The sequence below is a fragment of the Erythrobacter longus genome, from assembly GCF_000715015.1.
Taxonomy (GTDB): Bacteria; Pseudomonadota; Alphaproteobacteria; order Sphingomonadales; family Sphingomonadaceae; genus Erythrobacter; species Erythrobacter longus.
Genome location: NZ_JMIW01000001.1, coordinates 425,132 through 450,464, shown reverse-complemented (window position 1 = coordinate 450,464; position 25,333 = coordinate 425,132). Strand labels below are relative to the sequence as shown.

Annotated in this window: 23 protein-coding genes and 1 tRNA gene; 7 read left to right on the top strand and 17 right to left on the bottom strand. The window is 57.9% G+C overall.

Features of this window, described 5'->3' with window-relative positions:
• Positions 1 to 201 precede the first annotated feature (201 nt).
• The 10 genes from EH31_RS02180 to EH31_RS02135 form a co-directional block, all read right to left on the bottom strand.
• Positions 202 to 1,407, bottom strand: coding sequence for a molybdopterin molybdotransferase MoeA (locus EH31_RS02180; protein ID WP_034957772.1), 1,206 nt, complete (start codon positions 1,405 to 1,407; stop codon positions 202 to 204).
• Positions 1,408 to 1,881, bottom strand: coding sequence for a cyclic pyranopterin monophosphate synthase MoaC (gene moaC, locus EH31_RS02175; protein ID WP_034957770.1), 474 nt, complete (start codon positions 1,879 to 1,881; stop codon positions 1,408 to 1,410).
• Positions 1,882 to 2,074: 193 nt separating this feature from the next.
• The gene (gene trpC / locus EH31_RS02170; protein ID WP_034957769.1) at positions 2,075 to 2,863 is read right to left on the bottom strand and encodes an indole-3-glycerol phosphate synthase TrpC; all 789 of its coding nucleotides are present in this window, start codon (positions 2,861 to 2,863) and stop codon (positions 2,075 to 2,077) included.
• Positions 2,864 to 2,871: 8 nt separating this feature from the next.
• Complete coding sequence (trpD, locus tag EH31_RS02165; RefSeq protein ID WP_034957768.1) at positions 2,872 to 3,864, bottom strand: anthranilate phosphoribosyltransferase; 993 nt, start codon at positions 3,862 to 3,864, stop codon at positions 2,872 to 2,874.
• Positions 3,861 to 4,460 (bottom strand): anthranilate synthase component II, encoded by a 600-nt coding sequence (locus tag EH31_RS02160; protein WP_034958804.1) that lies wholly within the window; start codon positions 4,458 to 4,460, stop codon positions 3,861 to 3,863. Before EH31_RS02160 ends, trpD begins: the two co-directional genes overlap by 4 nt.
• A gap of 32 nt (positions 4,461 to 4,492) precedes the next feature.
• Positions 4,493 to 4,861 (bottom strand): ribosomal maturation YjgA family protein, encoded by a 369-nt coding sequence (locus EH31_RS02155; protein WP_034957767.1) that lies wholly within the window; start codon positions 4,859 to 4,861, stop codon positions 4,493 to 4,495.
• Between the two features lies 1 nt (position 4,862).
• Entirely contained in the window at positions 4,863 to 5,819 is a 957-nt protein-coding gene (gene pip / locus EH31_RS02150; protein ID WP_034957766.1) for a prolyl aminopeptidase, read from the bottom strand.
• A 14-nt stretch (positions 5,820 to 5,833) separates the two neighbouring features.
• A complete protein-coding gene (locus EH31_RS02145; RefSeq protein ID WP_034957764.1) occupies positions 5,834 to 6,676 on the bottom strand; it encodes a phosphodiester glycosidase family protein in 843 nt (280 codons plus the stop codon).
• Complete coding sequence (gene trpE, locus EH31_RS02140; RefSeq protein WP_422110909.1) at positions 6,673 to 8,202, bottom strand: anthranilate synthase component I; 1,530 nt, start codon at positions 8,200 to 8,202, stop codon at positions 6,673 to 6,675. The genes EH31_RS02145 and trpE overlap by 4 nt, the downstream gene beginning before the upstream one ends.
• Before the next feature lie 34 nt (positions 8,203 to 8,236).
• On the bottom strand, positions 8,237 to 10,174 hold the full coding sequence (locus EH31_RS02135) for a peptidylprolyl isomerase (RefSeq protein WP_034957763.1): 1,938 nt from the start codon (positions 10,172 to 10,174) through the stop codon (positions 8,237 to 8,239).
• A 323-nt stretch (positions 10,175 to 10,497) separates the two neighbouring features.
• Between EH31_RS02135 and tpiA the strand changes: the two genes are divergently transcribed.
• The 3 genes from tpiA (at position 10,498) to EH31_RS02120 (ending at position 13,524) form a co-directional block, all read left to right on the top strand.
• Positions 10,498 to 11,262 (top strand): triose-phosphate isomerase, encoded by a 765-nt coding sequence (tpiA, locus tag EH31_RS02130; protein ID WP_034957762.1) that lies wholly within the window; start codon positions 10,498 to 10,500, stop codon positions 11,260 to 11,262.
• A gap of 97 nt (positions 11,263 to 11,359) precedes the next feature.
• On the top strand, positions 11,360 to 11,779 hold the full coding sequence (gene secG / locus EH31_RS02125; protein WP_051698865.1) for a preprotein translocase subunit SecG: 420 nt from the start codon (positions 11,360 to 11,362) through the stop codon (positions 11,777 to 11,779).
• A 107-nt stretch (positions 11,780 to 11,886) separates the two neighbouring features.
• Entirely contained in the window at positions 11,887 to 13,524 is a 1,638-nt protein-coding gene (locus tag EH31_RS02120) for a CTP synthase (RefSeq protein WP_034957761.1), read from the top strand.
• A 326-nt stretch (positions 13,525 to 13,850) separates the two neighbouring features.
• On the opposite strand, the gene EH31_RS02115 is transcribed toward EH31_RS02120, so the two are convergent.
• Complete coding sequence (locus EH31_RS02115; RefSeq protein ID WP_034957760.1) at positions 13,851 to 14,354, bottom strand: Hsp20 family protein; 504 nt, start codon at positions 14,352 to 14,354, stop codon at positions 13,851 to 13,853.
• Between the two features lie 182 nt (positions 14,355 to 14,536).
• Here EH31_RS02115 and grxC point away from each other — a divergent pair, with 182 nt between their 5' ends.
• From grxC to EH31_RS02090, 4 genes are all read left to right on the top strand, one after another.
• Positions 14,537 to 14,800 (top strand): glutaredoxin 3, encoded by a 264-nt coding sequence (grxC, locus tag EH31_RS02105; RefSeq protein ID WP_034957758.1) that lies wholly within the window; start codon positions 14,537 to 14,539, stop codon positions 14,798 to 14,800.
• A gap of 12 nt (positions 14,801 to 14,812) precedes the next feature.
• Positions 14,813 to 15,655, top strand: coding sequence for a carbon-nitrogen hydrolase family protein (locus EH31_RS02100; RefSeq protein ID WP_034957756.1), 843 nt, complete (start codon positions 14,813 to 14,815; stop codon positions 15,653 to 15,655).
• Between the two features lie 9 nt (positions 15,656 to 15,664).
• Positions 15,665 to 16,183, top strand: a complete 519-nt coding sequence (locus EH31_RS02095) for a DUF1178 family protein (RefSeq protein WP_034957755.1) — start codon at positions 15,665 to 15,667, stop codon at positions 16,181 to 16,183.
• Between the two features lie 35 nt (positions 16,184 to 16,218).
• A tRNA-Arg gene (locus EH31_RS02090) sits at positions 16,219 to 16,295 on the top strand.
• A gap of 122 nt (positions 16,296 to 16,417) precedes the next feature.
• Here the strand turns inward: EH31_RS02090 and ggt are convergent.
• The 6 genes from ggt to EH31_RS02060 all read right to left on the bottom strand — a co-directional run bounded on the left by ggt (position 16,418) and on the right by EH31_RS02060 (position 25,216).
• Positions 16,418 to 18,208, bottom strand: a complete 1,791-nt coding sequence (ggt, locus tag EH31_RS02085; protein WP_034957754.1) for a gamma-glutamyltransferase — start codon at positions 18,206 to 18,208, stop codon at positions 16,418 to 16,420.
• Positions 18,209 to 18,218: 10 nt separating this feature from the next.
• A complete protein-coding gene (locus EH31_RS02080) occupies positions 18,219 to 18,776 on the bottom strand; it encodes a PepSY-associated TM helix domain-containing protein (RefSeq protein WP_034957753.1) in 558 nt (185 codons plus the stop codon).
• A 67-nt stretch (positions 18,777 to 18,843) separates the two neighbouring features.
• Positions 18,844 to 22,128, bottom strand: coding sequence for a VPS10 domain-containing protein (locus tag EH31_RS02075; protein WP_051698864.1), 3,285 nt, complete (start codon positions 22,126 to 22,128; stop codon positions 18,844 to 18,846).
• A 514-nt stretch (positions 22,129 to 22,642) separates the two neighbouring features.
• Complete coding sequence (locus EH31_RS02070; RefSeq protein WP_241765801.1) at positions 22,643 to 23,959, bottom strand: MFS transporter; 1,317 nt, start codon at positions 23,957 to 23,959, stop codon at positions 22,643 to 22,645.
• Positions 23,887 to 24,798 (bottom strand): haloalkane dehalogenase, encoded by a 912-nt coding sequence (locus EH31_RS02065; protein WP_034957752.1) that lies wholly within the window; start codon positions 24,796 to 24,798, stop codon positions 23,887 to 23,889. The genes EH31_RS02070 and EH31_RS02065 overlap by 73 nt, the downstream gene beginning before the upstream one ends.
• 61 nt (positions 24,799 to 24,859) lie before the next feature.
• A complete protein-coding gene (locus EH31_RS02060; RefSeq protein WP_034957751.1) occupies positions 24,860 to 25,216 on the bottom strand; it encodes a mechanosensitive ion channel family protein in 357 nt (118 codons plus the stop codon).
• Positions 25,217 to 25,333: the final 117 nt, after the last annotated feature.

Genomic DNA, 25,333 nt, shown 5'->3' with positions numbered 1-25,333 from the left:
GGGCAAACTCCATCAGCCGCACTCTACGTGCACCGGAACGATAGGGTCCCGCGGCACAGTGCCAAAGTTGCGCATCCCATAGAGGCACCGAACCAGATAACGGAACAGGCGCGATACAGAACGCTAACCGTCCGACCATTATGGTGAACGAATGCGGAACGAATAGGCAACTTGATTCGCCAAGTCAAGCGCGCAGCGACGCTAGAGCGGCGCAAAACCGCCATTCTGGAGGTTATAGACGGTGAGAAGTTCACCTTGCGCGGTTTTGGCGGCGTATGGAGCGCGTTCAATGAGGCAATTGGCTCTGGCTAATGAAGCAAGCGCGCTTGAGTCTTGTGAGTTCGCGCTGACCACCGAAGTGCCATCGCTGATCCCGCGCACAAACTCGCGCCTTGGCCCGCCAGCGGCAAAAGGTTCGCCAGCGATGCGGGTTTGAGGCGTGGGCAATTCAGGCGCAAGGCCAAGGCTTTTGCGGATAGCAGGAAGGGCGAAGAGAAACGCGGTCACAAAGCTGGAGACGGGATTGCCCGGTAATCCAATGATCAATTGCCGGCGCTCACCCAATGTGCGGGTTGCGACCATCAAGGGCTTGCCCGGTTTGATCGCGACCTTCCAAAAGTCGATTGCCGCGCCGCATTGACGCAAGGCGTCTTGAACAAGGTCATGGTCGCCAACCGATGCGCCGCCCGATGTGATCAGGATGTCGCAATCGCGCGCTTGTTCCAGCGCGCTTGCCAAGGCGTCCATTTCGTCCGCAACCGGTCCGATACGCATCGGCTCTCCCACCAATGGGGCCACCATGGCCGCGATCATCGCGCCATTGCTCGCCGGGATTTGATCGGGGGCGCAATTGGCGGGATCAGCGGCAAGTTCATCCCCGCTGTCGAGCACTGCCACCTTGGGAAGACGCACGACGGGCACTTTCGCATGGCCACCTGACAGCGCGAGCGCGATGTGTGCAGGGCCCATTACGGTGCCTGCGGTCAGCAGCGTGTCGCCCTTCTGAAAGTCGAATCCGCGTCTTCTGATGTGGCGATCGGGGACAGGTGCCTCGTTAGCGGCAATCCTTTCACCTTGGCGCGTCGCATCCTCTTGGAGCAGCACTCTGTCCGCGCCCTCTGGCATGTGGGCACCGGTGGAAATGCGCACCGTTTGACCCGGTGTAAGGGTGCCCGTGAATGGAGCGCCGCAGCGGCTTTCTCCGATGAGCTGCCATGGACCGTTTCCTGCTGCCGCGTAGCCATCCATGGCGGAGAGATCGGCCGGTGGCTGCGTCCGGCGGGCCTTTACATCGGCGCTGAGCACCCGGCCAAGCGCTGCGTCCACGGCGACCTGTCCGCTGCCCATGCGAGGGGCAAGAGCAAGCAGCCTTTTTTGCGCCTCTTCAAGGTCAAGCCAGCCGCTCATTCAGACATCCGCTTTCCACGTGCCAGACTTGCCGCCGCGTTTTTCGATCAGGCGAACCTCGCCAATGACCATTCCTTTGTCGATTGCCTTGGCCATATCGTAGATCGTGAGGAGCGCGGTCGATACGGCCACCATTGCCTCCATCTCGACCCCGGTTTTGCCGGTCAGAGAGGCGCTGGCGTTGACGCGGATACCCGCTTCTTCAACGGTGAAATCCACCGTGACCGCCTCGAGGCCCAGCGGATGGCACAGGGGGATAAGGTCGCCCGTTCGCTTGGCTGCCATAATTGCGGCCACGCGCGCTGTGCCAAGAACATCGCCTTTGGGTGCATCGCCTTGGCGGATCGCTTCAAGCGCGTCCCTGGACATGGTGATAAGCCCGCTCGCGATCGCCACGCGGTGCGTTTCGGCTTTCCCGCCCACATCAACCATGTGCGCCGCGCCGTCCTCGGCAATATGCGTTAAGCGGCTCATTTTACTTCCTTTTCGGCACTTTTTGACACACTTGACACACTGTTCAAGAGCAAAAAACCAATCGTTCAGTGATGCGCGCTTTAATCGCTTGGATCGATGAAAGAGGCGGCTGAATGGTCATTGCGATCACCTGATGCCATCTTTCGCAGTTGTAGGACAGTGCAGCATGGGGGAACCGGGCCTTGCCGATAGGCTATCCGTTCAAAAGCTCGGAAGTCGCAGCCGCCACATCATCGGCGCGCATCAGGCTTTCCCCGACGAGGAACCCGCGCACCCCGCTTTGCGACAGGCGGACACAATCGGCATGGGTGGCAATGCCGCTTTCCCCGATCAGCATTGTGCCTTGCGGCACCATTGGCGCGAGGCGTTCTGTGGTTTCAAGCGAGGTGATGAAGGTTTTGAGGTCGCGGTTATTCACACCGATCAGGCGGCTGTTGAGGTGCGTCAGGGCGCGTTCCATCTCTGCCTCATCGTGCACTTCGACCAGCACATCCATGTTGTAGTCGCTGGCCGCTGCTTCGATTTCCGCCATCACGATATCGTCGAGCGCTGCGACAATGATGAGGATTGCGTCGGCCCCAATGCTGCGCGCTTCGAGGCATTGCCATGGATCGACCATGAAATCCTTGCGAAGTGAGGGAAGCGTGCAGGCGTTGCGCGCTTCGACGAGGTAATCTTCATGGCCCTGGAAGTAGGGCGCGTCGGTAAGAACGGATAGGCACGCCGCTCCGCCTTTTTCATAATCGCGCGCGTGATCGGCGGGGTGAAAGTCAGGGCGGATGAGGCCTTTTGAGGGGCTTGCCTTTTTGACTTCCGCGATCAGGGCAAAACCGGTTTCGGCCTTTGCTCGCAGCGCTGCTTCAAACCCGCGCGGGGCCGTTTGCTGTGCAGCCAGCGCCTCAAGGTCAGCGGTGGAGGTCGCAGCTTTGCGAGCGGCAACTTCGCCGAGCTTCGTCTGGCAGATTTCTTCGAGCTTGTTCATCGGGGGCGCTATACCGTCAATTCGATCCATTTGGCGAGCAGGGCTTTCACCGCGCCGCTATCGAGCGCTTCGGCAGCTTTGGCGGCAGCCTCGGTCCAATCATCGGTAACGCCAGCGACAACCAGGGTTCCTGCCGCGTTCAGCAGGACAGCGTCGCGATATGCACCTTTCTCACCGTCGAGCAGGCGGGTGAGCGCGGCTGCGTTGTAGGCGGCATCATCGCCGCGAATGGCTTCGAGCGGAGCATTGGCAATGCCAATATCGCCAGCGTCGACGCGCCGCATGGTGACCTGCCCGCCAGCCACATCGGCAAGGGTGTTGCCCCCTGCAAGGCTGAGTTCGTCGAGCCCCTCATCACCGGAAACAATGAAGGCGGGGTCTGTATCAAGGCTCGCCTTCGCCTCGGCATAGGCTGGCACGAGTTCAGGGCGGGCAAGACCGATCAACTGGCGGCGCACGCCTGCGGGATTGGTGAGGGGGCCAAGAAGGTTGAAGATCGTGCGCTTGCCGATTTTCTCGCGGATCGGCGCAATGGGGCCAAGGGCAGGGTGGTGGACGCGCGCGAAGAGGAAGCAGATGCCGACTGTGTCGAGCGTCTTTTGTGCGCAGCGAACGGCTGCATCCATATCAAGGCCGAGTGCTTCCAACGTGTCCGCTGCGCCCGACTTGGACGATGCGGCGCGGTTGCCGTGTTTGGCGACAGGAACTCCGCAAGCGGCGACGACAAGGCTGACGGCGGTGGAGACGTTGAGTGTGTGCTGTCCATCGCCGCCCGTGCCGCAGCAATCGACCGCATTGTCTGGCGCTTCGATACCGTTCACGCGCGCGCGCATGGCACTTGCCGCCGCTGCGATTTCCGTGGCAGTTTCACCGCGTTCGGACAGGGCGATGAGGAAAGCTTCGATTTCCTGCGCGCTGGCTTTCAGGTCGAGGATATTGGCGAAGACTTCATCCGCCTCGGCGCGGGTGAGGTGAGGCGCATCAAGGGGTAGGACGCTCACGGCAGTTCCTCCGGTTCAAGCCCGCAAATCTTCATGAAATTGGCAAGCAGCGCGTGGCCGTGCTCGGTCGCGATGCTTTCGGGGTGAAATTGCACAGAATGGATCGGAAGCTCGACGTGGCGAAAGCCCATGACGCTGGGGTGATCTTCGCCCGGCGTATCAGCATGAGCATTTGCGATCAGGCTTGTCGGCACATCGATCACCTCAAGACTGTGATAGCGCGTGGCGGTGAAGGGGCTGGGGAGACCTTCGAAAAGCCCGCTGCCATCGTGGGTCACAGGCGAGGTTTTGCCATGCATCAATCCGCCGCGCGTGACCGTGCCGCCAAAATGCTGACCGATGCTCTGGTGACCAAGGCACACCCCCATCAAAGGCTTGCCCGCATCTGCACAAGCCGCGACCAGATCAAGGCTGACACCGGCCTCATTGGGCGTGCAGGGTCCGGGCGAAATGAGAAAGCCGCTGGCATTGGTGGCAAGCGCCTCAGCCGCGCTCAAAGCGTCATTGCGCTCCACCCGCACATCGGCGCCCAATTCCATCAGATAATGGACAAGGTTGAATGTGAAGCTGTCGTAATTGTCGATGACTAGGATCATGTGGAACGCTTTCGCTGATTTGCCATGGTGGTTCAAGGTTTCGAAAGTCGCTTATCTATCAAGAGCGCTGCAATCGCTCCGACCAGATAGGCGATGATGTCTCCCCAGCTGAACGTCGTTCCCAAGACAACACGGGCAATCGGGTTTTGCTCAAGGCCCAGAAACGTGAGCGCGTCGAGATATTGCAACGCCTCGATCAAACAAGCGAAGGCAAAGGCTACCATTGCTGCGGCGGTCTTCGGCGTGTCGAAAATGGCCATCAAGCCGCAATAGACGAGGGCCGCAGCCAGCACGTCTCCGAAGACAGGGCGAATGAAAGCGTCACGCACGAACAGCGCGATCACCACCTCCACGGCGAAGATTGAAAGGGCGGCGAGCGCGTAGCCGCGATGCAGGCGCATTTTAGCAGACCGCAAACTTGTCCGTCGCGCGCACCAGCCCGTCGATAATCCCCGGTTCGCTTGCCGCATGGCCCGCGTCGTGGACCATCCATAACTCAGCCGTCGGATGCGCCTTTTTCACCGCCCATGCAGCGCCCGGTGGCGTGCATATATCGTGGCGGCCCTGAACGATGATCATCGGGATGTGGCCGATCTTGCCCATGTCGCGAAGCAGCTGGCTTTCCTCAAGGTAGAAATCATTGAGGAAGAACCGCGCACAGATGCGAGCAAATGGCACTGCTTTGGCCGGGTCTTCAAAGTCGGCAAGCAAATCGTCATTCGGCAGAAGGGTCGCAACCGTGCCTTCCCACAAGGACCACTGCGTTGCCGCCGCAAGCCGCGTTGCTTCGTCCTCGCTGGTCAGGCGGTCGTAATAGGCTTTTACCAGATCACCGCGTTCAGCATCTGGGATATGGCCCGAGAACGCATCCCATTGCTCTGCCATGATCTCGCTTGCGCCATATTTGTAGAGCCACGTCTTTTCATTCTGGCGTGCAAGGAACACGCCGCGAAGGATGATTTCAGACGCGCGGTCGGGATGGGCCTGTGAATAGGCGAGCGCGAGCGTCGCGCCCCAGCTTCCGCCAAAGACCTGCCATTTGTCATGCCCGCACATTTCGCGAAGCCGCTCAATATCGGCAACGATCCGCCATGTGTCGTTGTTTTCAATTTCGGCAAACGGACGCGATTGCCCGCAGCCGCGCTGATCAAACAGGAGAACGTCGTATTTCTCGGGGTCCCACTGGCGTCGATGCGATGGCGACATCCCGCCGCCGGGCCCGCCATGCAGAAACACCGCAGGCTTTGCGCCGGGCGTGCCGACGCGCTCGTAATAGAGCGAATGACCTTCACCAACGTCGAGCATGCCCGTCTCGTATGGCTCAATCTGAGGGTAGAGTGTCCGCTCGTAGCTTAGCATGTTGCTATTGCTCACTATTTATTCTCCACCACAAGAAGAGGCCCCACGCGGCGCGCGTCCATGCGGCCACTGGCCGGGTCCCAGAGCGACGAGATATTGCCATCGAGGAACAGCGCATTGGGCGTTTTCAATTCGTCGCGGAAATACCGTGCGATCTGGCCAAAGCTAAGCGGTTCGTTGGAAATCACAAAATGCGCTTTGCCATCTGAGGCAATGCCGACTCCGTTGCGAATTGCCTTGGAGGGGCCGTTCTCCTGAATATCGGGGTGAAGCTTTCCACCGATCACCATCATCGGCCCCGACTGCGTGCCAAATTGAGGCCGCGTCCCCACAGTGCGTAGGAAGGTGTCGCTATCCAGAATACGCCAGGTGCCGCCGGTCCCGAAGAACACGCCATTGGGCTTCATATAGAAATTGCCGCTTCCTTCACCGCGATTGAGTTCGACCAGGCGATCCTCGTCGCGCACGAAATAGCCGATGGCTTTCAGGTCATCGCCGTACATCCCGGCGTTCATGACAAAGGCGATGCGGCTTTCATCGCGGCCCGCGGCCCACCCTTCGATGGTGCCGAATTTGTCACCTGTCGAAGGCGCAAGATCGGTCTTGATCCGGTGTTTTTCGGGGTCGGCAATACAATGGGTAAGAGGCACGCTTTCAAAGGTTACCGTGCGGCACACTGCGTCGGCGTTATCCTTGCCCGCATCAGCGACCTCGGGCACCGTCTCGGTCGTATCGCGCGGAACAGCATCGCCAATTTCAGCGCGCGTGACAGGTTCGCCCGCAGGTTGTTCCTGACACGCGGTAAGAGCAAGGGCAGGGGCAAGCGCGCCCAAAAGAACAATCGAAAAACGCGTCATTGGCCAAACCCTGGTTCACTCGCGACACGGACCGCTTCTTTAGCAGCGGCTATCAATGCGCCCGCTTTGGCGCGGCATTCGGCAAGCTCTGAATCGGGATCGCTGTCGGCCACGATCCCGGCGCCCGCCTGGACGTGCATCGTACCATCTTTGACAACGGCGGTGCGTAAAACAATGCAACTATCAACCGAACCATCGGGCGCGAAATAGCCGACCCCGCCAGCATATGCGCCTCGTGTCTCCGGCTCCAGTTCGGCGATAATCTCGCACGCTCTGATCTTGGGTGCGCCAGAGACAGTGCCTGCGGGAAAGCCTGCGAAAACAGCATCAAGCGCGTCTTTATCATCGGCGAGCTTGCCCACGACGTTGCTGACGATGTGCATGACATGGCTGTATCGCTCGATGGTGAAGCTGTCGGTGACCTCGACACTGCCGCGCGCAGAGACGCGTCCGGTGTCATTGCGGCCAAGGTCCAGCAACATCAAATGCTCGGCCAATTCCTTGGGATCAGCCAGAAGCGAGGCTTCGTTGGCGTCGTCTTCGGCCCGCGTGGCTCCTCTGGGGCGAGTGCCTGCAATGGGGCGAATGGTAACGTCGCCGTCTCGCACACGGACAAGGATTTCCGGGCTCGACCCGACAATCGCAAAGCCGGGAAGGTCGAGGAAATAGAGGAAAGGTGACGGGTTTACGCGGCGCAATGACCGGTAAAGCGCCAAGGGTGGCAATTCAAAAGGACAGGTGAAGCGCTGAGCAAGAACCACCTGAAAGATATCGCCTGCAAGGATGTAATCCTTCGCCTTTGCGACCATGCCCTTATAGTCATCACCGGACATCACGGGCGTGAGTTCAGGTTCTGCGGTATCTCCTGAGACGCGGGGGTCTTCTGGACGGGGCTGGGTCAGAGCGCGAAGGGTTTCATCTATACGCTCGCCCGCGCGTCCGATGGCAGCATCCGGCGCGCCGGCTTCCCAAATGGGCGCCACGCAAAACAATTCATCGGACAGCCCATCGAAAATCAGGATAATCGTCGGGCGCACGAACAACATATCGGGGAGGGCAAGCTCTCCTTCTGGCGCGCGAGGAAGCGTTTCGACCAGACCAATCGTCTCATACCCGAAATACCCGACAAGGCACGCAAGGGCGGGGGGAAGCCCCTCTGGCACATCAATCCGGCACCGCTGTGACAATGCGCGCAGTTCCTGCATCGCATCGCCATCGCAAGGCTCGAACGCGTCGCGGTCCGATTTCCAGCGCGCATTGATCGCCGCCCCGCTTTTGTCAGCGCGAAACACAAGGTCGGGATCAAGGCCAAGCAGGCTGTAACGTCCGCGCACTTCGCCGCCTTCCACCGATTCCAGCAGGAAATCGCCGCGCCCAGCCTCAATCAGTCGGAGCGCAGCCCCCACCGGAGTGTCGCAATCCGCCACAACCTTGCGCCAGACAAGCGAAGGCCTGCCCGATGCAAGAGCGCGGGCTGCATCGCCTGCGTTCTCCAGATTTGATTGTGAACCCGTGGCAAGCGTCACTGCGAGGACCTATCCCAAAGCTGTAAGAGGCCTATCAGCTCTCACCTGAGAGCTGGCGCTTCAACGCTTCAATGGCTTCTTCATTGCGCTCAACGCCAACCTCTTCGCGGACAGCGGCAGACAATTGCTCGGCATATTCGCCGCTAAGTGCGCGTGCGATTTGTTGCTGTGTCTGGGCCAGCAGCGGGTTATCATCGGCGACGTCATCGACCACGATCTCATCAAGATTGACGATGAACCAGCCAAGGTCGTTCTGATTTTCCAAAAGCTTGGCGGACCCTTGCGCCATGGAGAACATGAGCACCAATGACGAGGGCAGCCGCTGGTTTGCATTGGCGAGAAGCTCCGCTCTGGTCAGGTCAATCTGCTCCAACTGGCCGCCAGTGTTTCCGGCATCACTTAGCGCCTTGGCAACAGGGGTGCCAGAACGGATCGCTTTAAGCGCTGCCTCTGCGACCTTTTTCGCCTTTTTGCTGCCTTCTGCGATACGCCAAGCAGAAATTGCCGCATCGCGCACTTCACCAAGCGGAGGCGCTGCGCTTGTGGTGATGTCTGACACATCAAAGACGAGGAATTGCGCGCCCGGCACGATTTCGGCCAATTGCGGGTTGCCTTCTTCCATCTGGAACGCGGTTTCGATCACCGGGCGTATGGCGGGGGTAACGGTTTGCCCCGGCGCACCAAACACCTGACCATTGGCGAGCAGGCCGGGCGTTACATCGACAGTAAGGCCAAACTGCTCAGCCACATCAAGGAGCGATGTACCGGTGTCGACAAGCCCTTCAATCTTCGAGCTTAGCTCTTCCAATTCAGCCGCGAGCATCTCTGCCTTAAGCTGTTCCGCAATCTCGCCGCGCACTTGTGCAAGTGTGCGGGCAGGGGTGCGTTCGATCTCATCAACGCGCGCGACATACCAGCCAAGTGAGCTTCGAGCAGGGGTGATAAGGCTGCCCCTGTCAGCTGCGAAAAGAGCCTCTGCAATAGCCGCGCTGGTTGCGCTGCCGGTCTGTTCCCGATCGCGCAGTTGGCCGCGCGATACGTTAAAGCCAGCTTGGGCAGCGGCCGCTTCAAGGCTTGTGCCAGCCCGGATACGCGCGGTGATCGCCTTGGCGGCATCTTCGGTTGGGACAACAAAAGAGGTGAAAGCGCGCCGCTCCTGTGCTGCATAGGTGTCTGCATCGCGTTCAAAGCGGGCGGCAATCTGTGCCTCGTTCGGCGTTAAATCGCCTGAGACGTTTTCTGCGCCAAACCGGGCAAAACGCAGTGTGCGACGCTCCGGCAAAATGAAATTGGCGCGGTTCTGTTCGTAAAACGCGCTCAACACTTTGTCGCTTGGATCGCCTTCTGGCGCGTAAGCAATGCTGGAGACGAGCGCGATTTGCCCGCGCCGCCGTTCAAGCGCAAGCGATGCGTAATGCTTGGCCGCCGCTTTGGGCAGACGCGGTGCCCCGAGGACGGGACGCAGGATTTGTTGGGCCAACAGGCCATCGGCAATATCCTTGCGCAAAATCGCGTCGGTGATCCCTTGGCGGCGAAGAGCTGCCTGATAAGTATCGGGGTCAAATTCACCTGTCAGACTGCGGAAAGCCGGAATTTTCAGGATTTCGCTGTTCACAAGATTGTCACCTGCGCGAAGGCCGTATTTTCTGGCAAAGGTTCCCAGGGCATAGCGGTCGATGAGCACGGAAATCTCGGCGTCAAAGCTGCCATCGGCCACAAACTGGGGCATCGTGATCGTCGGGTTTTGCTGACGCTCGCGAGTTAGAGCATTGTTGACGGCGCCATTTGCCTCGTTAGCGGAGATGGTTTCCCCTCCGACCGCTGCGATCTTGTCGTCACCGCTAAGGCCGCCAAAGGTCGCAGAGCCCGAAATGTCGCTGGCTGCAAATGCCAAAGCAACGATCACGAGAAAGCCGATAAAAATCGGGAGGCCGATTTTCGACTGGAAAAAATTACGAAACAGCGAAATCATTTAAGTCAATTCCCAGTACGTTTTAAGCCATTGCGCCCCTGGATCCCGTACAGGCGTCCCGCGCACCAATATCTATCGTCATGCCCATAACGGCCGAAACGGGTGACAGGAAGCTGGAACCCGCAATTGGCGCTGTTAAAATGGGTGAAAAACACGCTTTACCCATTTAGCATGACTGACGCGGCGCTTTATCGGGCCTGCGACCTCGCGGCAACAGGTTGGATGGGTTTTGACTAAACTTGCACGCTCGGCTAGCGGACCGGGCCGTCTGACCCTACATCTTTGCGTCCAGATTCGTATCATTTGATTTTCAGGAAACATGAATGCCCCAGCGCCCCTACATCGTTGGCAATTGGAAGATGCACGGCACACGGGCCATGCTCTCCGAAGCGCGCGCCATCGATAGGGCGGCACAGCGCCTCATGAAGGTCGAAGTGGCGATCGCTCCGCCTTACACGTTGATTCATCCGATTCACCGCGAAGCAGAGCAGATCGCGGTTGGTGCGCAAGATTGCCACGAAAAAGAAGGCGGCGCTCACACAGGTGATATTTCCGCCTCCATGGTTGCGGATGCGGGCGGCAAATTCGTGATCCTTGGTCATTCGGAACGTCGACAAGACCACCGCGAAGGCAACCCGCTCATCAGAGCCAAGGCCGAATCGGCTTTGGCCGTGGGCCTGCGCGTCATCATGTGCTGCGGCGAAAGCGAAGAAACCCGCGATGCAGGCGATGCCGTTGCCTTTGTAACAAAACAGCTCAAAGCCTCGCTGCCCCCCGAGATTGAAAACCCCACCGAACTGCTTGCCGTTGCTTATGAACCTGTTTGGGCGATTGGAACGGGCAAGACCGCACAGCCCAGCGATATCGAGGAAATGCACGCGGCCATTCGTGCGCTTTTGATCAAGCTTTACGGCGAAGAACATGGGGAAGAAGTGCGCATTCTTTACGGCGGCTCGGTAAAGCCTGAAAATGCGGCTGAAATCTTCGCGGCGTCTAATGTTGGTGGCGCTTTGGTTGGCGGGGCGAGCCTTACCGCTGACAGCTTTATGGGCATTGCCCTGGCGGCGGGCGAGACCACCGACGTCTAACGGATTTACCTCAAACCTTGTCGTTCGAACCGCTTATGCCTAAGTGCGTGGCCAAGAACCCATGATTACAAACACGCAAACCTAAAAAGAAGCCAATATGTCGCTGTTCCTTATTCTTACCGTCATTCAGGCCATGATCGCTGCTGCACTTGTGGCAGTTGTGCTTATGCAACGTTCCGAAGGCGGGGGCCTTGGCATTGGCGGCAATCCATCGGGCGCACTTGGCGCACGCGGGGCTGCGGACTTCCTGACCCGTTCGACCAAGTGGTTGGCGGTTGCGTTTGTGGTGATGTCGATCGTTCTGGCGGCACTCGCGGTGAGCTCATCTAGCGTTAGCGAAATTTCATCGACCCTTGACCGCGACGCAGCGGCGCCAAGTGCTGAGGATATTCTCGGCGGCGCAGCGGACGAGGGCGGGGCTGCATCAAGCGATGATCTGCTTGGTGAAGACAGTGGTAGCGCTTCCACCGATGCTCCTGCGACACCTGCAGCGGACGCAGACCCTCTCAGCGAGTAAATCTCGCCTTAAATTGCATCAAAATCGTAAACCCTGTGGATTGGCGGCGCTTTGCCTCACCAATTTGCTTGCCCCGAATCCCCACACACGCTTAAGGCTCAACTCCCATGGCGCGGTACATTTTTATCACCGGCGGCGTGGTCTCCTCGCTCGGCAAAGGTCTCATGGCAGCAAGTCTTGCTGCTCTCCTACAGGCACGCGGGTATAGGGTCCGCATTCGCAAGTTCGATCCCTATCTCAACGTCGATCCGGGAACGATGAGCCCGTATCAGCACGGCGAGGTCTATGTGACCGACGACGGCGCGGAAACCGACCTTGATCTGGGGCACTACGAACGCTTTACCGGCGTATCAGCGCGCCAGAGCGACAACATCACAAGCGGACGTGTTTACCGCGACATTATCGCCAAGGAACGCCGAGGCGATTATCTGGGCGCAACTGTGCAGGTGATCCCTCACGTAACTGACGCGATCAAAGAGTTCGCGCTTGCCGATCAGGACGATCACGATTTTATCCTGTGCGAGATTGGCGGCACCGTTGGCGACATCGAATCGCTGCCTTTCATGGAAGCCATCCGTCAGATCCGTAACGAGCTTGAGCCATTTCAGACTTTGAGCGTCCATGTGACGCTGGTTCCGTACATTGCCGCTGCTGGTGAGCTTAAGACAAAGCCGACACAGCACTCGGTGCGCGAGTTGGCGAGCCTCGGAATAAAGCCTGACGTCCTTTTGTGCCGCGCAGAACACCCGATCCCCGATGGCGAGCGTCAGAAGATCGCGAACTTCTGTAACGTGCGCAAGGAATCGGTCATTCCAGCGCTCGATGCGCCGTCGATTTATTCGGTGCCGCTGCAATACCATCAGGAAGGCCTCGATGCCGAAGTCCTGCGCGGATTTGGCATTACCGATGCGCCTGATCCCGATCTTTCGTCATGGAACGATGTGACCGACCGTTACTTCAACCCCGAAGGCGAAGTGACGATTGGTGTTGTCGGCAAATATGTCGGCCTGCCCGATGCTTATAAAAGCCTCAACGAAGCGCTTGTCCATGGCGGCCTTGCCAACCGGGTAAAGGTCAACATCAAGTGGATCGATGCGGAGGTTTTTGAAGGCGAAGATCAAAGCGACATCGTCGCAGCGCTAGAGCCGATGGACGGTATCCTTGTGCCTGGCGGCTTTGGCGAGCGGGGCAGCGAGGGCAAGATTTCCTCTGTCCGTTTCGCGCGTGAACGCAAAGTTCCATTTTTCGGCATCTGCCTTGGAATGCAAATGGCCTGTATCGAGGCGGCGCGCGCTGTTGGCATTTCAGAGGCCTCTTCCACTGAATTTGGCGACACCAGTGAACCGGTTGTCGGGATCATCACTGAATGGATGACCGAAGAGGGCCTGCAAAGCCGCGAAGAGGGCGGCGATCTCGGCGGGACGATGCGGCTTGGCGCGTATGAGGCAAAGCTCAGCGCAAACAGCCACACATCGCGCATTTATGGCGGGGCAAGCTCGATTTCAGAGCGTCACCGTCACCGCTATGAAGTCAACAGCACCTATATCGAGCCATTGGAAAGCGGCGGTCTGGTCTTTTCCGGAATGTCGCCCGATGGCCTTTTGCCAGAGATCGTGGAGCGTCCGGATCATCCGTGGTTTGTGGGTGTACAATTCCACCCGGAGCTTAAGTCAAAACCTTTTGACCCGCATCCCTTGTTCGCAGGCTTTATCGCCGCAGCTTTGAAGCAATCGCGGCTCGTTTGACGGTGTTCCTCGGGCGCTGATAGCGCTTCGACGAATTGTGAGTCGCGTACTTACAAGTCTGTAAGTTTGCTCTTGCATCTTGTGCAACAATCACTCTACGCGCAGAACCACATTAAGGATTTTACAATTGGTTCAACGGCAAAGTTGGGATGCCAAGGCTGGATGCGCGATCAAACGCCTCCTCCTTCACCGAGCTCGAGCTGGGGATTGATCATCTACTGCGACCCGGATGGTCAAACCTGGTCGGGGCGACATAAGTCGCGGGGGCGGTTCCATTGGAGCCGCCCCCACTTTTTCAGTTAGAGTTGTTGTGATCTTTGCTGCGGTTAGGCAGCGTCTGCCTCTTTGCCCTCAGGCGAGGTTTCTTCAGTTAAAGCCTTTTCATGGGGCACAGCGCTCAAAGTGGTGGCACCGTTCACGGCGATCTTCTTCGGCTTCATCGCGTCGGGAATTTCGCGCAGGAGGTCAATGACGAGAAGGCCATCGGCAAGAGCCGCGTTCTCGACCCGGACGTAGTCGGCCAATTCAAACCGGCGTTCAAACCCGCGGTTCGCAATGCCGATATGGAGCATTTCTGCGCCTTCATCGGTCTCTTCGCGCTTGCGGCCCTGAACGGTCAGCAAATTGGCCTGCGCAGTGATGTCGATATCCTGCGGGCGAAAGCCTGCGACAGCAAGCGTGATCCGGTAACTGTCCTCACCATTGCGGGCGATGTTGAAAGGGGGATAATTGTCACCCGAAGACGCGCGCGCCTGGCTCTCTAACATGTCAAACAGACGGTCAAAGCCAACGGTGCTGCGGCGATAGGGGGTAAAATCAAGACGTGACATAATGTGCAAATCCTCTTGTTTGAGCAATTTGGTTCAAATGCAGACCTGCGTTTCGTGCAGCGCCTGCTAGCGTTTGTTGCCGGTGCATTTCCCAAGACTGGCGAAATGCGGCAACACACATTAGTTAGGGGTTCGAAAACGGCTTTCAAGAGGGTCTTGGCAGCCTTAAACGGGATTGAGAAATGACCGCTCCAACGATTGATATCTACACGAAATTCGCATGCCCATTTTGCGTGCGGGCAAAGCATTTGCTCGACAAAAAGGGTGCCACTTACAACGAATATGACATCACCATGGGCGGTGAAAAGCGCGACGAGATGATTGCCCGCGCGCCCCACGCACGCACCGTGCCGCAGATTTTTATCGGTGAGACCCATGTAGGCGGCTCGGACGATCTGGCCGCACTAGAGGCCAAAGGCGAACTCGACGCTTTGCTGGCCACTTAAGGCGCGCTGGCAATGCCCAAAATTGCCGTCCTGCAAATGACATCGGGAATTGATCCCGAGGCGAATTTTCAGGCTATCGAAAAGGCGCTTAAAGAGGCGCAATCCGCAGGTGCGGACGTGCTTTTCACGCCTGAGATGTCTCTCCTGCTCGACCGCAATCGAACGCGCGCCGCCGAGACCATGGCCTCGCCGGACTACCTAGAAATTCGTGCGCGCTTGAATGACCTTGCTATGAGCGGGCATACCGATCTTGCTCTGGGATCAATGCCAGTGCCTCTCGAGGGTGGTAAGAACGCGAACCGCTCCGTGTACTTCCACTCTGACGGCGAACAGGCGGCCCAGTACGACAAGATCCATATGTTTGACGTTGATCTCGCATCAGGGGAAAGTTGGCGAGAAAGCAATGCATATGAGCCTGGCAAATTTGTGGTTACTGAACCCGACACACCGTTGGGAACCATGGGTCTTACTGTCTGCTATGATCTTCGTTTTCCGGCATTGTTCGATGCTCTTGGAAAAGCGCGTTGCGACGTGATTGCGGTGCCTGCCGCTTTCACCAAGCCCACTGGCGAAGCACACTGGCACATCTTGCTGCGGGCACGCGCCATCGAAGCAAGCGCCTTCGTGATCGCGGCAGCACAAGTGGGCAAACACGAGGACGGCCGCGAAACATACGGTCATTCGCTGGTCGTGGACCCGTGGGGAGAAGTGCTGCTTGATATGGGCGGCAAGGAAGCAGGCCTCGGCTTTTGCGACATTGACTTGGCCCGCATTGCTGAGGTGAGGGGCCAGATTCCCAGTCTTGCTAATCGGCGAGAAATGCCCAAATCGGGTTGGGACAACCGAATGGGCTAACTGAGCAAGATGATCGTATTCGACCTCCATTGTGAACACGGCCACCGCTTTGAAGGGTGGTTCAAGTCTTCCTCTGCTTTTGAGGACCAAAAGGCGCGCGGGCTGGTGTCGTGCGCTGAATGTGGAACAAGCGCGGTCAGCAAGGCTCCCATGGCGCCAGCGGTCCCGGCCAAGAGCAACACCAAACCGGATTCCGGACCAGAGCGCACGCGCCAACAGCAGGTGCAGCCGCAGCCTGTTCAAGCCTCCGAGGCTGGAAAAGAGCAGGCCGTCAGCAACGCCCCGCCACCTGCCGAAGTGCAAAAGGCCATCGAAGCGCTCGCAAAAGCGCAGGCCAAGGCTCTGGAAAACAGCACTTATGTGGGCAAGGATTTCGTCAAGGAAGCGCGCGAAATGCACTATGGCGAGCGCGATGTAGCGCCAATCCACGGGCAGGCGAGCCTTGAAGAAGCCAGGGAGCTTGTCGAAGAGGGCGTGGCAGTTGCGCCATTGCCCTTGCCAATTGCACCACCTGACAAACTGAATTGATCACTCGGAACATGATGCTATGGAGCACCCGAGCTGGTCCCGTAGCTCAGGTGGATAGAGCGTTGGATTCCTAATCCAAAGGCCACAGGTTCGAATCCTGTCGGGATCACCATTATTGTTTTTCGCACCCGCATCCGCGGGTGCGTCCTCGCTAGACTTCCTGCGCTACGCTTCGGAACCGCTGCGGGCGGGCGGTCGCCCTTGCGGTCGCTTAGCGACCGTTGGGACGTGCTGTCAGTACCCGCTCGCTTGCCCGTCCTTGCGCATCTCTGTGCCGCCTGCGTAAATGCCGGTTTCGGGATCGCGCATGATCGCCTGGTATCCGCCGAACATTATGCCGTTGGAGACAACGCGAACATTGTGGCCCATGGCGCGCAGGGCTTCGACTGTTTCAGCTCGGATGCCCGGCTCGACATTCAGAGTGCCCAGTGGATCAGCCGAAGGGCCGGTCATGCCTTCCGTTGGTTGACGCCCGCCATCGTGATTGATGCGCGCTGCATCGCCAGCCTCCTGAATGTTCATGCCGAAATCGACCATGTTGATCAGCACTTGGACATGGCCTTGAGGCTGCATCCCGCCACCCATCAGGCCGAGGGTCATAAACGGCTTACCGTCCTTCTTAACAAAGGCTGGAATGATGGTGTGGAATGGACGTTTGCCCGGTTCGTAAGCATTGGGATGCTCTGGATCGAGGCTGAAGAGTTCACCGCGATCCTGCAGCATAAAGCCCAAGCCATCGGGCACGAGCCCTCCGCCCATGCCGCGATAGTTTGACTGGATGAGGCTCACCATCATGCCGTCTTTGTCCGTGACGGTCAGGTATGTGGTGTCGCCTTCGCCCTCGAGCTTTGGTGCAACCGCAATTTCGCCTGCGTCATATTCCGGTGCCGCTTTATTCGGGTTGATCAGAGCGAACCGCTGTGCCCCGTATTCCTTCGTCAGCAATTCTTGCGGCAGAGCAGAGAAATTGGGATCGGCATAGAAACGCGCGACATCGGCATAGGCGAGGCGCTTTGCCTCGGTGATGTAGTGGATGACCTCTGGGCTACCGCGCTCCCATTGGCGCAGGTCCACATTGCGAAGGATGTTGACCATCTGGAGGGCTGCGAAACCCTGGCTGTTTGGCGGAAGCTCGCACAATTCAAACCCGTCACGGTATTCCGCGCAGCCGACATCAACCCACTCGCTTTTATGGGCGGCGAAGTCTGCAAGCGTGAAGGCGGAGCCCTGCCGCTGAAGGTAATCGACCATGACTTTCGCCAGCTCGCCCTCGTAAAAGGCATCGCGGCCTTCGCGCCCGATTGTCTCCAGCGTGTTTGCAAGATCGGGGTTCTTGAAAATGTCGCCCGCCTCGGGCGCGCCATCGGCGAAATAGGTCGCGCGCGCGTTGTCGAATTCGAACGCAGTTGTCTCAAGCCGCTGTGTGTAGGAACGCAAGGACCGGTCGAGATACATCGCAATCACGGGCGCAACCGGGTGGCCTTTACGGGCATAATCGACTGTCGGTGCAAGCACCTCGTTCATTGGCATTTTGCCAAAGCGTTTGTGCATGGCAAACCAGGCATCGACTGTGCCGGGAATGGTGACGGGCAGGGGGCCGACCGGGGGAAGAGCGTCTGCGCCGCCCAGTTTTTCCAAAAGATCATCAAGCGTTTGACCACGCGGCGAAGCGCCAGAGCCATTAAGGCCGTAGAGTTGATCGGTTTTAGGATCATAGACGATCGCAAACAGATCGCCGCCTATGCCGTTGCCCGTTGGCTCCATCAGGCCAAGCGCGGCGTTTGCAGCAATCGCTGCGTCAACCGCATTCCCGCCCTCGCGCAGCACCTGAAGCGCGATTTGTGTCGCCAATGGGTGAGCAGTCGCGGCCATGCCGTTTTCAGCATAAACCGGGCTGCGCGACCAATTGGCGCCCACCGGACGCCCGCCTGCGCCGATTTGCTCCTCGACGGGTTGGGCCTCTTGCGCCGCGATTGGCGCAGCAACAAGAGCAAGGAGTGAGGTGGCAGCAGCAAGAATTCTCATGGGGTGGCCCTCAATTGGTGACAGGGGGAGTGCTGGAATTTTGGGCGGCCTTCTTGGCGCGCTTCTTTTTGGACTTCGCTAAATATGGCAACACAAACAGATAGCCGCCGGTTCCCCACATAATGATGAGGATCACGCCAACCGGCAGGAAAACATAGAGTTTGATCCAGTCGGCAAACCATGAGCCATCATGGATCGCCTCGATCGTGTCAGAGCGTCGATAGGCGACTTTCAAGACCTCTGCGGTGCTGGTGTCGACTTGCACCTCCCAACCCGAATTGGCCTGAAGCTTTGCGATACCGCGGTCAACACGAAGGTCGATGCGATCAATGTCAGTCCAGTCCTGAATACCCGCCTCCGGGTGAGCGCTCGCCGCCTCGACCATTTGTTCAAAGGAAACTGTTGGTATGGTGTCCTCGACGCTCCCACGTTCAGTGCCCGGTTGAATCCACTCAACCTCTTTTTTGAGCATCAGAAAGCCGCCTGCGACAAACATGATCGCAGCAGGAATGAAAACAGCGACGGAAAGCCAGTAGTGAACCTGACGAAACAGGCGTTTTGCGTTCATGATCCCTCATGTGAATTGGGGGCCGCCCCAAGGCAAGCCCCCATAGTTGGTTTGATAGCCAAACTTTTTATTGCGGAAGCGCGCTTCCTGCAACCCAAGGTGCGCCGGCCGCTGCAAGCTCTGCCTCGAAGGCAGGGATGCTGCTTTCGGTCAAGGTGCGCAGGCGGTCACGAACGCTGGCGAACTCTGCTTGAGCATAGCCGAACTGGTCACGGTGCGTTTGCGTCGGACCATAGGTGGATGCGCCTACGCCCATCATCACAAGGCCAAGGCGGCTGCGAACGGTTGGCTGTGTGCGCTCTGCGATGGCATTGCGCGCCTGATTGCCGTTCATCATGGCATCAAGCGCGTTGGCCTCATCACGAAGCGCCGTCAGGCGATTGTCGAGAGCCGTCACATCACCACCAGCACGCGCTACAGCGACTTTCATCAAGTCGATCCGGCGTTGCGCGTCGTTAAGCGTTGCAGCTGCTGCCGTAACTGAGCGGTCGAAGGCTGAAATCTCGGCCCAGAAGTCGCTCGCATCCGCTTGCGCTGGCAATGCCCCATCACGAAGCCGCTCGACGTTAAAGGCCTGCGGTCCGACAAGCTCGGTTGTTACACCGCGAACCCGCTTGGAAAGCGAGACGGTGTATTGGCCCGGGCTCACAAGGAAACCGCTGCCATCATCGTCCTCTCCCGGCATCCGCGTAAGTGCAGACTGGCTTGGGAAACGAAGGTCCCAATTGACACGGTGGAAGCCTTTCTTGGCAGGCCCTTTGATCCGGCGAACGACGTTCCCTGCGCTGTCACGCACGGTCAGATGCACTTCTGGTTTTTCTTCCAGAATTTCCTGAGTGAGAGAATCAAAGCTGGGGAATGGGGTGTTACCGCCTCGTTCAACAATGGGTTTCTCACGCTCTTGGCGGATGTCTTCCAGCGATTGAATGTCATCGGCCAGATAATAGGTGAAGTTTGCGCCAAATTCGGGGTTCGGTGCGCGGTAGTAACCGTGCCCTTGCGAACCACCAGCATCAAAGGCGAGCGGGTGCTGTTCGATGTACCACCACGCTTTACGGCCCGGGAACAGCATTGCCTCGGACCGGAGGCTCGCCTCGCTGACCTCGCGCAAGGGCGAGATATCATCGACGATAAAGAACCCCCGGCCAAAGCTTGCCGCAACAAGGTCATCTTCGCGGCGCTGGATCGTCAGATCGCGGAACGCAATCGTTGGAGCATCGCCGGTCATCTTCACCCACTTAGCTCCGCCGTCCACGCTGAAGAACAGCGCAAATTCTGTCGCGGTGAACAGGAGGTTGGGATTTTCGTGATCCTGAACAATGCGCCAAACAAGGTGACGGTCTGGAATATTGCTCTTGATCGAAGTCCAAGTGCGGCCCCGGTTCGTGCTTTTCAGCAAATACGGTTTGAAGTCGCCATATTTGTGATTGTCGAGAGCGACATAGACCGTGTTCACATCAAACAAATCGGCGCGAATGTCGTTGACGTAGGCTGTGTCCGGTACGCCGGGCATTGAGCCCACTTCCAAACGCCGCCATGTGTTGCCGCCATCTTCGGTGACCTGGATCAAGCCGTCGTCGGTTCCAACGTAAAGAAGGTTCTCGTCAAGCGGGCTCTCCCCCACATTTGCAATCGTATTGTACTGCGACATGGCGAGAAGATCCCAGCCTGCATCCCAGCTTTGCTGACGCCCTTGAATGGGCAGGCGCAGGCGGTTTTCATCGCGGGTGAGGTCAGGTGAAATCGCACGCCACGTGTCGCCGCGATCATCCGAACGCCAAAGGCGCTGTGACGCATGATAGATGCGCGTTGGTTCATGCGAGCTCACCAGAATAGGGGCATCCCAATTCCAGCGCATGATCGGCTCACCGGGCGCAGCTTGCGGCTGAATATGGACAACTTCGCCGGTGATCCGGTCGATGCGCGCAAGGTTCCCCTGTTGCCACTGGGCATACATAATGTTGGGATTGCCCGGCTCAGTCGCCGATTGGTGACCATCGGCAAACAGCGTGATGAACCAGTCATCGTTGCGAATACCGTGCCGATTGTCCGTGCGCGATGGACCGCCTTGCGAGTTGTTATCCTGTGTCCCGCCATAGACGTAGTAAAATGGCTCTGCATCATCGACCGCGACCTTGTAGAATTGGGTCACAGGCAGATTGTTGATGAAACGCCACGTCTTGGTGTGGTCATAGCTTTCATACAGACCGCCATCTGAACCAAACAGGACGTAGTCGGGATCATCAGGACGAAAAGCGAGCGCGTGGTCATCCACGTGCTTCAACTCGTTGTTGAGGTCGCTGAATGTCTTGCCGCCATCGTTGGAAATCTGTGACGTGTTCGACATCAGATAGATGCGGTCGAAAAAGTGCGGGCTTGCGTAAAGCTCCTGATAATAGTGCGGGCCTGTACCGCCCGAAACGGTGTCAGACATCTTGGTCCAGCTGGAGCCGCGATCATCAGAGCGCCAGATGCCGCCTTCGCGCCGGTCAAGTTCAATCGCTGCGTACACAACATCGGTCTGAATGGGAGAGATTGCGATACCGATCTTGCCCATGTTTCCTTCGGGAAGGCCGGTTTTGAGCTCAGTCCAAGTCTCACCGCCGTCTTCGCTGCGCCAGATGCCGCTTTCGGGACCACCGCCAACATAGGCGGCAACCGTGCGGTGACGCTGCCAAGTGGTGGCATACAGGCGGTCAGGGTTGCTTGGGTCGATCATCAGATCGCCTGCGCCCGTGTGGCCATTGTCTGAAGAGAGCACTTGCTCCCACGTGTCCCCGCCATCGGTTGTCTTGTAAACGCCGCGCTGTCCGCCGGCGCTCCAGATCGGGCCCTGTGCTGCTACCCAGACGGTGTTGGAATCTTCGGGGTGAACGATAATCTTGCCGATGCGTTCAGAGTTTTCGAGGCCTTTCTTGACCCAGGTCTGACCGCCATCTTCCGACAGATAAATGCCGTCGCCATAGGCAAGGTGGCGTCCACCATGGTTTTCGCCTGTGCCGACCCAAATGCGGCTCGGGTCGCTTGGGTCAAGGCCAAGCGAACCGATGGAATAGGAGGTTTGCCCGTCAAACAGGCTTTTCCATGTGGTGCCCGCATTTTCGGTCTTCCAGACACCGCCGGAGCCCACAGCCACATACCATGTTGCCGGGTCGTCCTGAACAATCGCGATGTCGGCGATGCGCCCTGACATGAATGCAGGGCCAATGCCGCGCAGTTTGAAAGCGTCGAATGTGCCGCTTGAAAGGGCCGGTTGATCCTCATCGTCCTGCGCAAAGGCAACGCTGCCAAGACCAGATATGGCCAAACCAAGCGCAGCCAGCAATGTAAGGAAGAGTTTTTGTAGCGACATTCAGCCCCCCATTCGTGGGTCTCAGTTCCCCACGAGTGATGTGATGTAAAAACGCGAGAGCGCCCGAGTCTCCCGAACGCAAGAAAGCTAGGGCTTGGTCGAAAGTTCATCAACCGGAAAGCCGAAGTCTTATGCGTATTTGTAAAATGATCGACCGTCTCTGGCTCTGCGGGGCAAGATTGATCCGACCAACGACGCCCAGAGCAGGACGAACGACAAGCAGAATAGAGAATGCATTGCGCCAAAACAAAAAGGCGCTCGGCAATTTCCGCAAAAGGAGCGGCTCGACCAAAGATCGTACCGTTCGGAAATGGATGCCGAAGCGCCTTTTCATATTTCGGCTGCTCTCACGAACAGGCCGGGGTGGCTTTGAGAACGTTCGGGCGAAATCGGACTTAACCGCACCGGAGAGAAGAAGCGTTAGGTACTTCTGCTTTCGGTGTGTCCCGTAGCGAGCTCTTCATTTCTCTAGACGCATCAACGCTAAAGAACACTACCAAATGCATAGGGACTGCTACGTAAGGGGCTTTTGCCGGGAACCTTGCGCAAGGAAGCAAAGCGTTACATTGCCCAGCGACATGGACAGCACCAATGCATAGGTGCCTGCCCATCCGCCCCAATCAAAGACGCTTGTTCCAAGGATACTTCCCATCGCCCCGCCGATAAACATCAGCACAACATAAGTGGTGCTAAGCCGGGTGCGGATTTCGGGTTCAAGGGAAAGGAACGTCATGCGTCCGGTCACATCGACCGTGGGGCCAACCGCATTGATAATGACCAGCGGGATAATCAGCGTCCAGACATTCCATCCCAATGGGTAAAGCATGGCAATGCCGACAAGCTGGATAAAGCTGACGGTGAGCCTTGCGCGTCTGGCTCCAATGCGATCTGCCCATTTGCCAAGGCGCGGGGTTAGAAAGACGCTGACCAGCCCGATCCCGGCAAGATAACCCACCGTATCGACGCCGTATCCCATCTGCTCGCTCGTCAAATGCAAGGCTAGACCAAGCCACAGCGCTATAAAGCTTCCAAAGTTCAGGCCCTGTATGACCCCGGATAGCGCCATGTCCTTGTGCGATTTTGCCAAGGAGAAAACAGAGGCAAGGAGCGCCCCATAGCTTTCCTGCGGCTCTTTGCTTGCCTTGGGTCCTTGCGCGTCTTCTACCCGCATTACGAAGGGCAGCACAATGCTGACCAATGCCATCAAGGTGACAGCGCCCCAATAGACCGTCCGCCAGCCGAATTGTTCTGCCACAACACCTGCAATGACGCGCGAAAAAAGGACGCCAAAGACAAGCCCTGCTGTCAAAAGCGCTGTCACCTGACCAAGGCGTTCGGGCGCCACCCTTTTGGAGGCAAACGCCGGGATCAGGTAAGGCGCAATCGTCACAAAGCCCAAGAGGGTCGAGGCAAAGGTGAAAAGCGCAAAGCTACCAGACAATGCCATGCCAAGAAGGCACACGCACTGCGCACACACAAAAATCAGCGTAAGGCGTCTGTTCGAATATCGATCACCCAATGGGAGCAGCAGAAATATGCCAAGCGCCAGCCCCAACTGGTTAAGCGCAGGCACAATCCCGATTTCCGCTTTGCCCACGCCAAAGGCATCCGCCACCTCGCTGATGATCGGATGGATGTAATAGGCGTTTGCACACACGACCGAAATCGTGACTGCAAGAGCGTATTCTTGCCGTTTGGTGAGATAAGTTGGCGCAGGGGCGGCGATCGTGCCGCTGCTCTGCGCGTGGGTGTCTTGGGTCAGAGTACGCCCGCCTTCTTGGCTGTATCGATCACGGCTTGAGCAAGTTCCACGGGACGGTCTTCCTGACAAAAGTGGCCGCAGGTTGAAAGCATACCGTGTGGTTGATCCTTGGCCCCTTCGATCTTGTCGATCAGGGGCTGTGCAAGGCCGCCTGTTACCGGGTCATCTTCTCCGAAAAGTGTCAGGAATGGCTTGTCGAAGCCCGCTAACCCTTTCCAGGCAGCCTTGTTCTGTTCAATCCCGTCCATCCCGTCTTCAACCGGGACGAGCGCAGGGAAAGCGCGTGCGCCCGCTTTGCTCGGTTCATCGGGGAAGGGCGCGTCATAGGCGGCAATCTCAGCCACGGTTCGTTCGGTCGCGGTTGCGCGTTGCAGGAGCTCACCGATCTGAAATTCTGGCGATGACTTGGCAAATTCGCGCCACGCGAGGAATGCGGGCGAGGGCGTGCCTCCGGTTGGGAGAAACGTATTGCTTGCTACGACATACTGGAAACGATGCGGCGCTTCGCCGACCATGCGCAGACCCAAGAGCCCGCCCCAGTCCTGACAAAAAAGCCCAGCATCCTGTGGCACAACCGCATCGCGCCATTGGCTAAGCCAGCTGACGTGGCGGTCGTAAGTGTAAAAGCCAATGTCATCGGGTTTGTCGCTTTTCCCAAAACCAATAAGGTCAGGCGCAAGGCAGCGAAGACCTGCATCGACCAGCACCGGGATCATCTTGCGATAAAGGAAGCTCCAGCTGGGTTCACCATGAAACAAAAGCACGGCGGGCGCGTCTTTGGGCCCTTCATCGACATAATGCATCCGGCCCGTAAGCCCCTCGCCAAGATCGACGGCCTGCCAATTCTCAGCAAAAGGGTAATCAGGGATTTCTGCAAAACGGGCGGGGTCGTGTTTGATGATCTGCAAGGGCAATCTCTCCCAATCTTCGTTCGGGGAGAGATCGCATCCACTATCAGAGTACGCCCAATCAGGCGGCTTTGCGTTGCCGCTCTCCCAATGGCACAGCCTCTTTGAACGTATGTGTGATATAGGGGAAGGGGATTTCTATACCTGCTTCATCAAGGTCGGTTACGACTTCGAGGGGGGCTTTGAACAGGATTGAGTTGGGAAGCACGTGGAGTTCGCCGGAGAGGGCGCGGATATGGGTTTCGCGCAAAGATGGGCGCAGATCGATTTTGCCAATAAGGCGCGCGCTTATCTTGGTCGCAGATTTGGCGATCATCCACGTAATGGCCAGAATAACGGCCGCGATTGCAAGCGAGGGAAGCGAGGCGACAGCGCTCTGCGCCATCGCATCGATTTGGTCAAAAACTGTTTGAAACATAGGTGTGTCGAGGGTCCTTCTTTGCCACATCAACCCGCTCTCATCGGGGATCGTTCCAAATTTTCACAAACCCGCCATTGCAATGCAAAGCTTAGTGGTGGAATTGGTTGCGGCGAA